The organism is Sesame phyllody phytoplasma, assembly GCF_018390775.2.
Classification (GTDB): domain Bacteria; phylum Bacillota_I; class Bacilli_A; order Acholeplasmatales; family Acholeplasmataceae; genus Phytoplasma; species Phytoplasma australasiaticum.
Genome location: NZ_JAHBAJ020000005.1, coordinates 17,294 through 31,972, shown reverse-complemented (window position 1 = coordinate 31,972; position 14,679 = coordinate 17,294). Strand labels below are relative to the sequence as shown.

Sequence of the window (14,679 nt, the reverse complement as noted above, 5' to 3'; positions counted from 1 at the left end):
AATATCTCTTTCTGTATTTGAAAAAACGTTTATTTTTTTTATTTTATGTTTAATAAAATGAAAATCTGTATCAACTTTAGACAATAAAATATATTTTTTTTGCAATAACTCTAATTCATTTATAAATGATTGTTTATCTTGATTATTTTTTGAATCCCAAATATCTATACTTAATTTTAAAACAGTATCTAAATAATTTTTAGATATAAATAAAAAATTTTTAGGAAACCAATTACTCCAAAAAATACCTTTATTATCCAATTTAAAAGAACTGTCTTTATACATTAAATATTTATCATAATTTTTAAATTCAACAGAACTACCAGGAAAAACAAAAATATATTTATCCGGATCGAAAACTATTTCTTCTATTTTATCTTTGAATCCATTAAATAAATCATATTTATCTAACATAGATAAATACTTTGTAAAATCAAAACTTGATTCTTGATTATTAAATTGATAATTATGATTTTTAATTTCACCTAAAATCAACACTAAAACTTGATTTAATAAAAAATTTATTTTATCTTTATTTGATTCCTGGAAATATTGAGGAAAAGAGTTTTTAATTTTTAATAAAGCTTTAAATTCATTAATTTCAATTTGTTTCAGTTCGTTATCAAAATTAATATCTTGTTCTTGTGAAAATTTTGAGTTAAGTAAAGAAAAATGAGTTAAATTAATATTTTTATTTTTAATTATAAGATTAGACCAAAATAAAAAAATTAAAATTTTAAAAACACAAAAAAAAACAAAAAAAAATAAATAATTTTTTTGAATTTTCATATTAAAACTATTTAGACCAATATCTTTCTAACGAATATAGTCCAAATTAAATTAATAAATATTAAAAAATAATTTAACAATGTATATTGAATAAATTAAAATATTTATAAAAAATATCAAAAAAACAAAAATAAATAAAAAAGATCTGTTTTTCAAGATCTTTTTTAGAATTAAAAATATAATTTAAAAAATTTAATATAACAAAACACTTAAATTTAATGCAAATAAATTAATTTATATTGATGTAATAAAATATTAATCATATTTAATAAAATTAATAAAAAACTTTATAAATACTAAAAACTAGTGATTTTCCCAAGACCTCCAAAATTAATATTAGATTTTTTTTAATATATTATAATTAAAAATTCCTAGATATTATTTATGTTAACTTATTAATTTAAACTTATTTATTATTATAAGCAATAACTCCTGGAGACTCAATTAATTTACAAAATTCAACAGCAGAACGGTTTTTATGGTTCTCTAAAGTATTATTTTTTTGAATAGTAGCATACTCCGGTTCTAAATCAACATTATGATTTACAAGAGTATTGGCAGAATTAATTTTTTTTAGTTTTTTTAAATTTTTCTTAATATTACGAAATGGTTTAAATAAAGAACTAAATTTAAAATTAGATTTAGTTTTAGATTCGATTTCATCTATATTAGATTGCATTTCATTTGTAGAATTAATATCTGATAATAATGAAGATTTTCTACTTAAAACACTCGCAATTTCTTCATCTTTTAATTCTGGGAAATTAACATTATTATCGCTTATAGATGCAAATTGATACTTCAAATCATCATCATTCTCTTCCGGCAATATTAATGAATCATTGTTTATTTTTAATTTAGGATCTTCAGGCAAAATAGTCCCTGATGTTAAATTTTCTTTAGAATTAAAAGGCATAAATGATGATTCTGAATGGTTCGAAAAAATAAATGCCATCGCTCCTATAATCATGAATAATACAATAACAGATAAAATTTTAATATTTTTTAATGACATAAATTGTTTTTTTGCAGTATTTATATTTATTATTTTCCTTCTTTATATAATTAAATATACCAATTTTAAATCAAAATATTGATAAATTATTTTTAATATTATCTTTTTTTATTAAAAAAGTTAAAATAATTTACAATTATGTTTAATACAATATAATTTTTTATATTTTTTTCAATGTTCAAATTCAAATTTCAAAATCAAATATTTATTAAATTCAATTAAAAAATCAAAATTAATAAATAAACAAAAACATTTTTACACTAATTTATCATAGAAAAATAAGTGTCAAAATCGTGTAGCAATTACATTACTTTAATTAAAATTTTAAATTAAATAATTACTACATTTAATATTATAAACTAATTTTAACAAAAATAAACAGATATACAAAAATTAATAAAAATATATTTATATAATGTTAAATAAAACGTGATTATTTTTTAACAAAATAATCACATCTATATTAAAAAATACATCTAAAAATAAATTCAAAACGAAAGATAAATAACAATCAAGATTTTATATAATTTCCTAAAATAACCCCAAAAAAACTAAAATAAACCAATACCAAAGAATCAAATAACTATAAATACTTATATAACTTTCGAAAAAATATTAAAAATATTCCAGCACATAAAAACAATGAATAATATAATTAAGTTTATATAAAACAAATCAATTATAATTTTATTTTTATAAATACTATAAATTTCAAAATCTATTACTTAAAAAAATAATAAATTGATTTTTTTTAAGATCAACAAATAAATTTAATTCGATATTTATAATATTACAAATAAATATTAATCAATTTTGTTCTATTTCAATCTCTTTTTTAATTTCTTCGTCAATTTCTTCTATCTTTGTATTAGAATTGTAGTTATTATCAATTGAATCATCAGATTTATAAGGAAAAAAATATAATAAAGTGTTTTTTATAGGTTGCCAAATCTTATCTAATTTCAAAGTATCATAAAGCCAATCAGAAAAAATATTTAAAATATTAGATTTTAAACTAGTTAAATTTTTTGAAATTTCAGGTTCTAAAACTTGATAAAAAATTTTACTAGAATGTTCTTTGGTGTGCTGCTCCAAATTATCAATAGATTTATACAACTTAAGTTGAACATTTTCTTTTAAATCATCAACAGATTTATCAAATTTTAGACTTATTTGATCTACTGTATTTTTAATATGATCTGTAATATCATTAACACTTTTTTCGGCATAATTTGTCAGATTTAAAATCAAATCTTTTTGCCCTGATTCTAAATTATTTTCCAAAGAACTGCTAACATTTGAACAAATTTCATCGTGTTGTTGTCCAATAGCAACTAAAATATTGCCCATAAAAATGAAAATAATAAAAAATAAAATAGAAGCTATTAAAATGGATAATAAAAAGATTTTTTTCTTTCTAATATTTTTTTTATTCATAATTTAAATACCTATTTTCTTTGTTATTAAATTATTTTTCAAATACTATTAATTAATTTACACATTAGATTAGTTTTAATATAAAGCTTATCTTTATACTAATTTAATGTTATTGTTTTTTATCATAATTTTATATTCTTTAAACTAAAGAAACAAAAAATTTTCAAAAAATCAAAAAATTAATTGAAATTTAATAAAAAATAACCAAAACATCACAATTAAAAAATTATATATCAATGCAAAAATTTCAAAAATTAATGGTAAACTAAAAAATTATACCTTTACTATAATACCACAAAGCATTTTATCAAAAATTTTTGTTTTAATAAAATACAAAAATATTTTATATTTTATTAAAAATTTGACAAACATCATTTTTTTTTATAGAATTTTAAAAATTAAAACCAATTAGATTAAAAATATCATAAAAATCTAAAAATATTGACAATTATTTATAAAAATTAAATTTTATAATCCAAAAAGGAGCGTAAAAATTATAATGAGCTATATAATAGAAGTTAAAAACTTAAAAAGATCTTTTAACAAAGAAATAATTTTAAATAACATTAATCTGCAAATAAAACCAAAAGAAATAGTTTCTATTATCGGTCGTTCTGGTTCCGGCAAATCAACTTTATTAAGGTGCTTAAATTTATTAACTAAACCAGATTCAGGAAAAATTTTTTTTAATAATTATAATCTTCTAGATTCAAATACTTCCCTAACTGATTTAAGAGTACAAATAGGAATGGTTTTTCAACATTTTAATTTGTTTTCGGAAAAAACTGTTTTAGAAAATTGTTGTCTAGCATTAAGATGTGTATTTAAAATGAATTATACAGAAGCTTCTTGTAAAGCTTTAAAAAAATTAAAAGAAGTAGGAATGGACAAATTTGCTCACGAAAATGTTCAAAAACTTTCCGGAGGACAAAAACAAAGAGTAGCTATAGCCAGAACTTTATGTATGGAACCGAAAATTATTTTACTTGATGAACCAACTTCAGCTTTAGATTCCGAATCTGCTCAAGAAATATTAAAATTATTAAAAAATTTAGTATATAAACATAATATAACTCTTATCATTGTGACTCATGAATTGCAATTTGCAAAGAAAGTTTCCAATAAAATTTATTTATTAGAAAATGGAAAAATCGCAGAAACAGGCAATTTAAATGACATTTTTAAATTAAATAAATGTCCTAAAATTAAATATTTTTTCGAACAAGAAAAAAAATAATATTGTAAATAAATGTTAAAAATTATAATTTTTTTAAAAATTAGCGCAATATCTCCAAAAATTTAATAATTAAAAAAAATAAGAAAGAGAACTAATATTTAAATGTTTCAATCGAAAATCCAACAAATCTTAAAAATTTTTACTTTTGTTATAATAATATTATTTTTGCATTATAAATTATTGCAAATTTGCAATTATAAAAAACCTTCTTCAGACAGTATTATGTTAGGTGTAGTAAGCAATTCTCCGCCTTTATGTTTCGACAGTAATTCATATAATCATAATAGTTATCGCACAGAAGCAGGTACATATGTAAGTGGTTCTGACATTTTTTTATTTCAAGAATTAGCAAAAAAAATGAATAAACAATTAAAAATAAAATCATTAAATTTCCCTGGTATTTTAAATGAAGTAGAGCAAGGAACTATTGATGCTGCCATTGGTAACATGAATATTACAGAAGAACGTAAAAAAAGAATGAAAACTATCGAATATGATAAATCAAAAATTGGTTTTTTAATTCGAAAAGATAATCTTAAATTCCAAAATTATATAAATAAAAAAGAAATTACTTTAAAAGATTTAAAAACTTTAATTAAACAACACGACATAAGTGCAACCACTACAGTTAGTTCTATTTATGATATAGAAATATTACATAAATTAAATTTACATAAATCTAATCTCAAAGAAGATTTAGTAAATTGTGTAAACGAAGTAGAAAATAATCGTGTAGATTTATTTATTTTTGAACATCCTGTTATAAATTTAATGACACTTTTAAAAGCAAATAAACAAAACAAATTTCAATCCTTACAATTAATCGATAACGAAAACAATGATTCAAACAAAGAATTACAACATCCATTAGGTATTTTTATAAACTCCAAAAATCAAAAATTATATCAAGAAATCACTAAAAAAATTGATGAAATTAAAAAATATAATCCGAATATAATGGAAAATTTACGCGAAAAAGCTATACAAACTTATAAAAACGATCACATTCATAATAAACAAAACAATACAATAGGAACTCGAATTGTAAATATAATAAAAACTTACCAAGACAGTTTTTATATATCATTAACTCTAGCTATAGATGCTATTTTAATTGGATTCTTATTAGCATTAATATTATTGCCTTTAAAAATATGGTGCCAATATTCAAAAAAACCCATTAAAAAAGCAATTAATTATATATTAGTTTTATGTATTCATTTTGCAAAAGCTGTTCCTATTACTATTCAAGTGGTATTAATGTATAATTTATTAATTCAAAGAATATTTTTCTTAAAAGGCTTGATGGGAATTTTCTGCATCTCTTTAACAATAACTTTACTTAATAATGCGTTTTATTTTTTAAACAACATGTCTAGACAAATTAATTTTTTAGAATATGGACCTATAGAGGCTGCCTATGCTCTCGGTTTAACTTCAAAACAAGTATTTAGACACATTATATTAGAACAAATATTAAAAAGAGAAATACCAAATATATGGGATCAATTTATAGTAAATTTAAAAGAAACTGCTTTATATTCTATTATTGGATTACCAAATTTATTATGGACAGCACAACGTAATATAGCTATTACTTACGATACTATAACACCTTTTATTATAATAAGTATCATTTATATAACATTAGCAAGCTTAACTCAATTTTTAAAACAAAAAACGCTTTTTAAAAAACATAATAACTAAAGATTTAATAGTTATAAAATCGATATATTATTAAATAAAATCACATTTTATGATTTTATAAAATAATTCAATAAATATATTTAAAAAGTTTTATTTATTATAAATATAAAAAGTCAAATTGCTTATCCTTATATGGAATAACAATTTGACTTTTTTATTTTTTATTTAACGAAAATATTTTTTATTAAGATATTTATTAATTATTATGTTTGTTATTGATATTAGAATAATTATCTAAATTATCACTAATAATTATTAATTTATTTTCCCAATAAATATCTTTTTTCGACTTAATCCTTTGAACCAAGTTATTATTAATTTCAAAAACTGTTTTATCAGGAAAATGTTGAATATAACCAATGTTTTTTCTATAAATATTAAATTTATCATATAAAATTTGCAAAAAAGTAGCAGGATTATAAACACGATCATTTTTGCCGATATTAATGATCAATTTCGTCATATTAACATTATTATGTTCATATTTTTTAACATAATCACCATTAATACGATTATTCTTATTATAAGGTTTTTTGATAAAATCATCATTATTATAACTAGAAACATTTCGCACAATAATATTTTCATATTTTTTGCGACAAGGAGATATATAATTCAACAAAGATTTAATAATCAATTCATGATCATATTTTTCTAATAAATTATCCATTAAAACAGTATCAATTGATAAATTATTGCTTTGATAATTTTCTACTAATTGAATTACTTTATTCCTAAATAATTGATCTTGTTGTTGATAAATATCTTCAATTTTAGGAATTTCCGCTAATAATAATTTTTCTTTTAAATAATATTCTAAGTTTTTTAATTTCATTTTTTGTCGAATATTAATAAAACTATAAGAAACTCCCGATTTTCCAGCTCTACCAGTACGACCTATTCTATGAACATAACTTTCATAATCATTAGATAAATCGTAATTAATTACCATTTGAACATCAGAAATATCTAAACCTCGAGCTGCTACATCAGTAGCTACTAAAATTTTAATTTTTTTATTACGAAAATTATTAAGAACATATTGTCTTTGATTTTGTTTCAAATCTCCATGCAAAGCATCTACTAAAAAATTTCTTGTTTGCAAATAATCAGTAATATTATCAACATTTCTTTTAGTATTAGCAAAAATAATAACAGAATCTGGATTTTGATAATCTAATAAACGTTCTAAAACTAAATTTTTACTCATATCCGCAACAATAAAATAAAATTGTTTAATACTTTTAACTGCGATATTTTTATTAGAAATTTCTAAAGTTTGAGAATTTTTTTGATATTTAGCGGCTATTTTTTTAATGGAATCCGGCATGGTTGCAGAAAATAAAGCTGTTTGTCTTTCCGAAGGAATAGTTTTTAAAATATCTTCTACATCTTCTTGAAATCCCATCTTCAACATTTCATCAGCTTCATCTAAAACTAAAAGTTTAACGTTCGATAAATCTATTTTTTTTTGTTTTAATAAATCTAAAATTCTACCAGGAGTAGCTACAATAATATGAGGTTTTTTACTCAAAGCGCTAAATTGCTTAAAATATTTTTCGCCACCATAAATAACAGCAGTTCGAATTTCAGAATAAAATTTTAATAATTTATTAATCTCCGTAAACACTTGTAAAGCCAACTCACGTGTAGGACACAAAACTAAAGATTGAATTTGTGACATTTGAGGATCAATTTTTTGAATCATCGGGATTCCAAAAGCAAAAGTTTTACCTGTTCCTGTTTGAGAACGAGCTACAATATCGATACCTTCAATCATTTTCGGAATAACCAAAGCCTGAACAGGAGTAGGATTAATAAAATTAAGCTCTTTTAAAGCTTCTTGTATTTGAGTTAATAAATTTAACTCCGTAAAAGAAGAAATCATTATATTTTCCTTTCAATCTTATTGAAATTTTTTTTCAATAGTTTAATAAAATAAATCTTTCGCATTCTAACTAGTAATAATCGAAATTCTCCAATATTAAAAAAAATATTTAGTTACTATATTTTTTTCTAAAGAAAAAAATTCAAAAAATAAAAAAATATTTATTTAAAAGTTTTTGTAATTTTAAAATTTAGAAAATTAAAGTGTAACCTATATCCATCTTAATTAAAAAATAAAAGTAAAAATAATAAGTAAAAATGAAAAAATAATCCTCTATCAGGAAAGACACTTACTAATTTAAATAAGAGTTTCAATATAGTTAAAAAAATAATTATTTTATTATTAATGATACCATAAAATAAATAATTTAATTTTAAAAAATTCTTTTTTACATAAAACGATGCTAATAAAAAAATATATTTAATTATTTAATTAAGAGATATAAATTAGTTTTAAATTAGATTTTTTGATAAATTAATATTAAAGATTTTTAGCACTTGTCTAATAAATTTCTAAACATTAAACAAATTTTAGAATTATATCGATACACATTTTAACTTTCACTTGTTTTTATGGATCCGATATTTTTTTTAATTTTAATATTATTATCGAAAACTTTTTTTAGAAAAATAAAAATCAAGACACAATTATAAAAAATATTATAATTAATTAAATCATTAATGAAAATTCAGATATCCATATAAATATTTTTATAAAATTAGTATATATAAATAGTTTAATCTTATTGCATAATTTACATGATACTTTCTGATAATGTTTAAAATTAATACCATTATTCACTAATTAAAATTTGTATTTTTACTTCTTTGATCTAACGAAAATTTCTTTATTAGATATTTCGAATTTTATACTAATAACATATTTTAATTTTATTAATCACTCTTCTAAGTTAACACATTATAATCAAATTTATTATAAAATAAGAATTATAGGTATTGAATAGCATAATTTTTAAAATATTTTACTAAATACCAATTATTAAATAATTTCATAATATATATTTTGAATTTTTTTATACAACAAACTAAAAAATAAACAATTAATTGTAACATTAAAAATAACAGGAATAATATTAAAACAACAAATAACAATATTCATAAACTTATCAGAATAAACATAATTATATTGATAAAAAGTAATTTTGATAATATCCCAATAATTTAGATAACCATTAAAAATTCTAGAAATTGATTGTAAAATAATAATCAAAAAACCGAAAATAAAAATGCGTTTACTGTTAACGTAACGATAATTTAATAAAAAACTCATTAACAAAAATAAATTAGGTATAAAAGTGCCAAAAATAATATTACTTATGAGAAAAAAAGATCTATCATTGATAAAAAAAACATAATGGCTTTTTAAATATTCATAAGTAGCTAAATAACCCGGTACTGAATAAAAAAAACAATCTATAAAAATATAAACTAACCAAAATAAAATTAAATAATTAAGATTTAAAAAAAAACCCAAAAAAAATAACGGTAAATGCCAAAATAACCATAAATTAGAATTTACTATAGGAATTTTATTAATTTTACTTAAAAAAGAATATTTATTTAATTGAAATAAAACCCAAGAAATTGAAATTAAATTCGAACCTAAAATTATTTGTTTCATAATACTTCTTGTATTTTTTATATAGTTATGTTTATTTAACATAAAACGAATTTAACTTCTTTCTGAATAATTTAATTTATAAAAATCAAATTATATTTTTATATTATAATATTGATTATTTATATAAAATGAGAAATATATATGTATATATTATAAAATCAAATATCCTTTTATATCTGATATATTTTAAATTAATTTAAAATATACCAATAACTATCTTTGTTTTAAAAATGTTATAATAAAGAATGGTTTCAATTACTTAAAAATATTTATTTAAAAATTTCAAAATTAAGGAGTAATGAAAACTAAATATGATTAATAAATATCAATTACCGAACTTAAATTATCAATATAATGAATTAGAACCTTTTATAACAACCAAAACAATGATGATACATCATCAAAAACATCATCAAACTTATATCGATAAATTAAATATATCTTTATCTCAATTTACAACAATAAACGATAATATAGATAATTTATTGCAAAATTTATCTTTAATTCCTCAAGAAATTCGTGAATCTGTTCGTAATAATGGTGGCGGGCATTTTAATCACTCTTTTTTTTGGAAAATTTTAAAACCTAAAACAATAAATAAGAACATTTTATTGCCGAACACAAAAGATATTATAAAACGCGATTTTCAAAATTTAGATAATTTTAAAAACCAATTTACTCAAAAAGCTTTAAATCTTTTTGGTAGCGGCTGGATATGGTGGATAATTAATGATAAAAATTTATCAGAAATAATAACAACCGCCAATCAAGATACAACTCATACATTAGGTTTCCCTATTTTAGGTTTAGATCTCTGGGAGCATGCTTATTATTTAGATTTTCAAAATCGTCGTCAAGATTATATTGAATCTTTTTTTCATATAATTAACTGGGAACAAGTAGAAGCAAATTTTAAAAATATTTTTAATCAAAAATAATTACAAATTATCATCTTAAAACAAAAAACATTACATTAATCAATAATTGTAATACATCAAAAAAAATTTAGATAAAGATATTATAAAAGATTAAAAAAATATCAAAGAAGAAATATTAAAGCAAAAAACCGTCGGAAAAAAATATTTTTTTCCGATGGATTTTTATTTATTAATAACTATTGCTCTGATGAATATTAATTTTTATTTAAAAAAACTTTTATTTAAAAAACACTTAATACAATATATTTTTATATTTTTTTATATTATTTATATAATTCATTTCTGCAAACTTAAATAAATAAAATAACCTATAGGAATGCCGACAATAGTGACAAATATAATCAATATAATCAAAAAAGACATAATCTTAGTTAAATTGCTGATTTTTTTAAATTTATATAATAATTTTTTTTTATCTTTATTAGTTTTTAGCGATATTTTGGTTTGATCATTACAATATTTTTTTTTCTTTAAAGAATCAGCTTTTTTCTTGTTATTAATGCGAATCATAAAAAATTATTAACCTCTTAAATTATTTTTTTATTAAAATGAATAATTAAAAAATAAAATCTTTTTAATAAAAAAAGATAAATTCATTTCTTGTTAATAATACAATCTTATAAATAGAACTTTAATTCATATATTAATAACGGATAATAATATTTTAACATATATTAAAATTAACTTATAAAAAAAATATTCATACCAATTTTAAAAAGGAATCTTATTCAATTGAAACAATATATAAAACAAAAATTAAAACAACTAAATTTTAATAAAATAACTCCTATTCAAAAACAAATGTTCAACAATTTTGAAAAACCTTGTCATTTAGTGTGTGTAGCTCCTACAGGAACCGGAAAAACTCATGCTTATTTGTTGCCTATATTATCCAAAATAAATTGGCAAAATAACACAACACAAGCCGTCATAATAAGTCCTACTAACGAACTAGCTTGGCAAATATTAAATATGTTAAAAAAAATTGAACCTCAAATAATAGCAAATATTAAAATTTTATATGGCGGTGTAAATAAACAAAAAATATCTAACCAATTTAAAAAAAAACAACCCCCTTTATTAATAACAACTTTAAACAAACTAAATGAATATGTTATTAATCAAAAATTACTAAAAATTCATAAAATTTCTTTTTTAGTTTTAGAAGAAGCAGATATGTTATTTGAACAAGATTCTTTGTCATTATTAGATGCAATATTAACTCGATGTAATCCTAAAATTTTAATAATATCAGCTTCTATTACTGAAAAATTAAAACCTTTTATAGATAAATATTTTGGTAAAAATCTATTTTTAAATACTACACAAGAACATAAATTAAAATTAAATTATTACAATCTAGTAACTACAGAAGAACAAAAATTAAAAACTTTAATACATTTAACACAAAATATTAACCCTTATATTTCGATTATTTTTGTTTCAAATATCAAAGAACAAACTAAAATTTATGAAGCTATGCTAAAACATAATTTAAAAGTTCTTTGTTTTTCTTCGATATTAAATACTAAAAAACGTAAACAATACATAAATGATATTAAAAAAGCAAAATATCAATATATTATAGCGAGTGATATTATGGCCAGGGGTTTAGATTTAGATATCGATTTAGTAATACACTATGATTTACCACATAAAAACTTAGATTTTTTTCAACACCGTAGTGGTAGAACAGGTAGAATGGAGAAAAAAGGAGATGTCATCATATTAACGACAGAAAAAGACGAATTATTAATAAATAAAATCCAAAAAAAATTAAATATTTCGTTTAAACCAATTAAATTTACTAAAAATAAATACTCTTTAATAGATAATCAATAATCTAAATATAAATAAAATATCCGAAAATCAAAAATACAATTACAACAGAAAGGTAAAATCAATATCATATCATGTTAATAATAGGTAGTCACGTGTCATTTAAAAAACCTAAAATGTATTTAGGAGCTTTAGAACAAGCTTTATCATTTAATTCGAATACTTTTATGTTATACTCAGGTCCTCCTCAAAGTACTCAAAGAAATATTATTGAAAAAGATGATATTCACAAAACTTTATTAAAAATGAAAAACCATAATATTAATATTAATTTTTTAGTAGGTCATGCTCCATATATTATTAATTTAGCTAACCCATCTTTAGAAAAAAGAGAATTTTCTATTAACTTTCTAACACAAGAATTAAATAGATTTTCTCAAATGAAAATTCCTCAAATGGTACTGCATCCAGGTAATAATTTACACAAAAATAAATCAGAAGCTATTTACTGGATTGCTCAAGGAATTAATAAAATTTTCAGCAATACTCCTAATTTAAAAACTAAAATAGCATTAGAAACTATGGCAGGAAAAGGTAACGAAATTGGAGCTAATTTTGAAGAATTAAAAAATATTATCGATTTAATAGAAGATAAAACACGAATTTCTATTTGCTTTGACACTTGTCATGTATTTGATGCTGGTTATGATATTAAAAACCAATTCGAAAATACAATAAAAAAATTTGATAAAATTATTAATTTAAAATATTTATCTGTTATACATATTAATGATTCTAAAAATTGTTTAGGTAGTAAAAAAGATCGTCATGAAAACATTGGATACGGAAAAATAGGATTCGAAACTTTAATAAAAATTATATATTATCCGTTGTTTGAAAACATTCCAAAAATTTTAGAGACACCTTTTGTAAACAAAAAACCTATTTATAAAGAAGAAATTATTATGATTAAAAATAAAAAATTTAATGAAAATTTAAAAAATCAATAAATTATTTGCGTTTCTATATCAGAATTTATCATTTGTCATATTTATTATAAATAGCTCCGAAAAAGTAAGTTTCCAAGTAACTACAACTTTACCATACATTTCATACTTACTTCTTTCGCCCTATAAAGGTCGTTAACCTTCATCTCGGGAGCGCGATTAACTTAATTATTCCAAATTAAGTTTACTCCTCCGACTACTAAAAAGTCGCTTTATCTTTGGGCCTAATGACTTTTATTTCATTATTAGTTAATTTAATAACTAGCCTTTAGGATTCTCCAAGTTACTCTAAATATCGACCTTGATTCCTTAGGTGAAGTAACCATTTTTTACTAATGGTGAGATTCTAGGTTTGCTTTCGTTGATGAATAACTACTTCATCGTAATCCGCTTTTAATAACTGCTATAATTCTTTATTGTTTCCTTTAAAGAACCGTTCTTAGCCTTTCAGTGTTTATCTCCACTGGTGATTGATTAAATCACACGATATTTAGGCTTATTGGTCGCCCACATATAAAACATAATAATACTACCAGCTACAGCTACATTTAAACTTTCTACTAAATTGGTAGTAGGAATAGCTATCAAATAATCTGATTTTTGACGAGAAATAACCGAAATTCCTTGACCTTCATTTCCTAAAATTAAAGCGATTTTATAATATTTTGAACAAATATTGATTAAATTATTCGATAAAAAATTATTTTCATGTCCACAAGTTCCTATAACGAAATAATCATTTTTTTTCAAAAATGACAAAAAATTGGCTAAATCGCCCCGAAAAAAATCTAAATTAAAAATCGCTCCTTGACTAACTTGAATAGTTTTTTCATTATAAATGTCTACGCTATTATTGCTAAAAAAAATATTTTTAAAACCAAAAGCACAAGCACTTCTTAATAAAAGTCCAGCGTTAGAAGGATCTTGAATATCATCTAAAATAAGTATTTTATCGCTAAATCCAGAAAATTTTAACATTTTACAAATAGCCACTTGAGAATATAAAATATGATTATTATTCAAGGCTTTCATTAAAGATTTTTTAATAAATAAACCTGCTTCTTTTTCGGGATTAATAGTATATAAATGCAATACTATTCCTTTTTTTAAAGCTTCTTGAACTAAATGATTACCAAATACAATAAATTCTTGGTATAAATCTCGATATTTTTTAGAAGATAACTTCATCATTTTCTTGAAAATAGGATTATTAGATGATAAAATCATAAAAAATTAAAACT

At 20.5% G+C, this 14,679-nt stretch carries 12 protein-coding genes; 5 read left to right on the top strand and 7 right to left on the bottom strand.

What is annotated here, in order from left to right; translation table 11 throughout:
- The 3 genes from KHD59_RS00920 to KHD59_RS00910 all read right to left on the bottom strand — a co-directional run.
- Positions 1 to 789: hypothetical protein (locus KHD59_RS00920; protein WP_238120217.1), on the bottom strand; the 789-nt coding region annotated here is incomplete at its 3' end.
- A gap of 406 nt (positions 790 to 1,195) precedes the next feature.
- Positions 1,196 to 1,804 (bottom strand): hypothetical protein, encoded by a 609-nt coding sequence (locus tag KHD59_RS00915; protein WP_213680313.1) that lies wholly within the window; start codon positions 1,802 to 1,804, stop codon positions 1,196 to 1,198.
- 807 nt (positions 1,805 to 2,611) lie between these two features.
- Positions 2,612 to 3,241: a hypothetical protein gene (locus KHD59_RS00910; protein WP_213680314.1), complete on the bottom strand. Its 630-nt coding sequence runs from the start codon at positions 3,239 to 3,241 to the stop codon at positions 2,612 to 2,614.
- Between the two features lie 499 nt (positions 3,242 to 3,740).
- Here KHD59_RS00910 and KHD59_RS00905 point away from each other — a divergent pair, with 499 nt between their 5' ends.
- Positions 3,741 to 4,478 (top strand): amino acid ABC transporter ATP-binding protein, encoded by a 738-nt coding sequence (locus KHD59_RS00905; RefSeq protein WP_213680315.1) that lies wholly within the window; start codon positions 3,741 to 3,743, stop codon positions 4,476 to 4,478.
- A 102-nt stretch (positions 4,479 to 4,580) separates the two neighbouring features.
- Positions 4,581 to 6,185 (top strand): transporter substrate-binding domain-containing protein, encoded by a 1,605-nt coding sequence (locus KHD59_RS00900; RefSeq protein WP_213680316.1) that lies wholly within the window; start codon positions 4,581 to 4,583, stop codon positions 6,183 to 6,185.
- 196 nt (positions 6,186 to 6,381) lie between these two features.
- On the opposite strand, the gene KHD59_RS00895 is transcribed toward KHD59_RS00900, so the two are convergent.
- Positions 6,382 to 8,073: a DEAD/DEAH box helicase gene (locus tag KHD59_RS00895; protein WP_213680317.1), complete on the bottom strand. Its 1,692-nt coding sequence runs from the start codon at positions 8,071 to 8,073 to the stop codon at positions 6,382 to 6,384.
- Positions 8,074 to 9,072: 999 nt separating this feature from the next.
- Positions 9,073 to 9,756 carry a hypothetical protein gene (locus tag KHD59_RS00890; protein ID WP_213680318.1) on the bottom strand — a complete coding sequence of 228 codons (684 nt, stop codon included), beginning with the start codon at positions 9,754 to 9,756 and terminating at the stop codon, positions 9,073 to 9,075.
- 269 nt (positions 9,757 to 10,025) lie between these two features.
- Between KHD59_RS00890 and KHD59_RS00885 the strand changes: the two genes are divergently transcribed.
- Positions 10,026 to 10,652 (top strand): superoxide dismutase, encoded by a 627-nt coding sequence (locus KHD59_RS00885; RefSeq protein ID WP_193622109.1) that lies wholly within the window; start codon positions 10,026 to 10,028, stop codon positions 10,650 to 10,652.
- 276 nt (positions 10,653 to 10,928) lie between these two features.
- Here KHD59_RS00885 and KHD59_RS00880 read toward each other — a convergent pair whose 3' ends face one another.
- Positions 10,929 to 11,162: a hypothetical protein gene (locus tag KHD59_RS00880; protein ID WP_193622110.1), complete on the bottom strand. Its 234-nt coding sequence runs from the start codon at positions 11,160 to 11,162 to the stop codon at positions 10,929 to 10,931.
- A gap of 222 nt (positions 11,163 to 11,384) precedes the next feature.
- Between KHD59_RS00880 and KHD59_RS00875 the strand changes: the two genes are divergently transcribed.
- Positions 11,385 to 12,494 (top strand): DEAD/DEAH box helicase, encoded by a 1,110-nt coding sequence (locus KHD59_RS00875; protein WP_213680319.1) that lies wholly within the window; start codon positions 11,385 to 11,387, stop codon positions 12,492 to 12,494.
- A gap of 71 nt (positions 12,495 to 12,565) precedes the next feature.
- A complete protein-coding gene (locus KHD59_RS00870) occupies positions 12,566 to 13,441 on the top strand; it encodes a deoxyribonuclease IV (protein ID WP_193622221.1) in 876 nt (291 codons plus the stop codon).
- Positions 13,442 to 13,912: 471 nt separating this feature from the next.
- On the opposite strand, the gene KHD59_RS00865 is transcribed toward KHD59_RS00870, so the two are convergent.
- Positions 13,913 to 14,665, bottom strand: a complete 753-nt coding sequence (locus KHD59_RS00865; RefSeq protein WP_213680320.1) for a TrmH family RNA methyltransferase — start codon at positions 14,663 to 14,665, stop codon at positions 13,913 to 13,915.
- Positions 14,666 to 14,679 lie beyond the last annotated feature (14 nt).

What these genes read in the sequence shown, in the direction of transcription:
- KHD59_RS00910 (WP_213680314.1), bottom strand. Translation starts at nt 3,241, where the DNA reads ATGAATAAAAAAAATATTAGAAAGAAAAAAATCTTTTTATTATCCATT.
- KHD59_RS00895 (WP_213680317.1), bottom strand. Translation starts at nt 8,073, where the DNA reads ATGATTTCTTCTTTTACGGAGTTAAATTTATTAACTCAAATACAAGAA.
- KHD59_RS00905 (WP_213680315.1), top strand. Translation starts at nt 3,741, where the DNA reads ATGAGCTATATAATAGAAGTTAAAAACTTAAAAAGATCTTTTAACAAA.
- KHD59_RS00900 (WP_213680316.1), top strand. Translation starts at nt 4,581, where the DNA reads ATGTTTCAATCGAAAATCCAACAAATCTTAAAAATTTTTACTTTTGTT.
- KHD59_RS00885 (WP_193622109.1), top strand. Translation starts at nt 10,026, where the DNA reads ATGATTAATAAATATCAATTACCGAACTTAAATTATCAATATAATGAA.
- KHD59_RS00865 (WP_213680320.1), bottom strand. Translation starts at nt 14,665, where the DNA reads ATGATTTTATCATCTAATAATCCTATTTTCAAGAAAATGATGAAGTTA.
- KHD59_RS00870 (WP_193622221.1), top strand. Translation starts at nt 12,566, where the DNA reads ATGTTAATAATAGGTAGTCACGTGTCATTTAAAAAACCTAAAATGTAT.
- KHD59_RS00915 (WP_213680313.1), bottom strand. Translation starts at nt 1,804, where the DNA reads ATGTCATTAAAAAATATTAAAATTTTATCTGTTATTGTATTATTCATG.
- KHD59_RS00880 (WP_193622110.1), bottom strand. Translation starts at nt 11,162, where the DNA reads ATGATTCGCATTAATAACAAGAAAAAAGCTGATTCTTTAAAGAAAAAA.
- KHD59_RS00890 (WP_213680318.1), bottom strand. Translation starts at nt 9,756, where the DNA reads ATGTTAAATAAACATAACTATATAAAAAATACAAGAAGTATTATGAAA.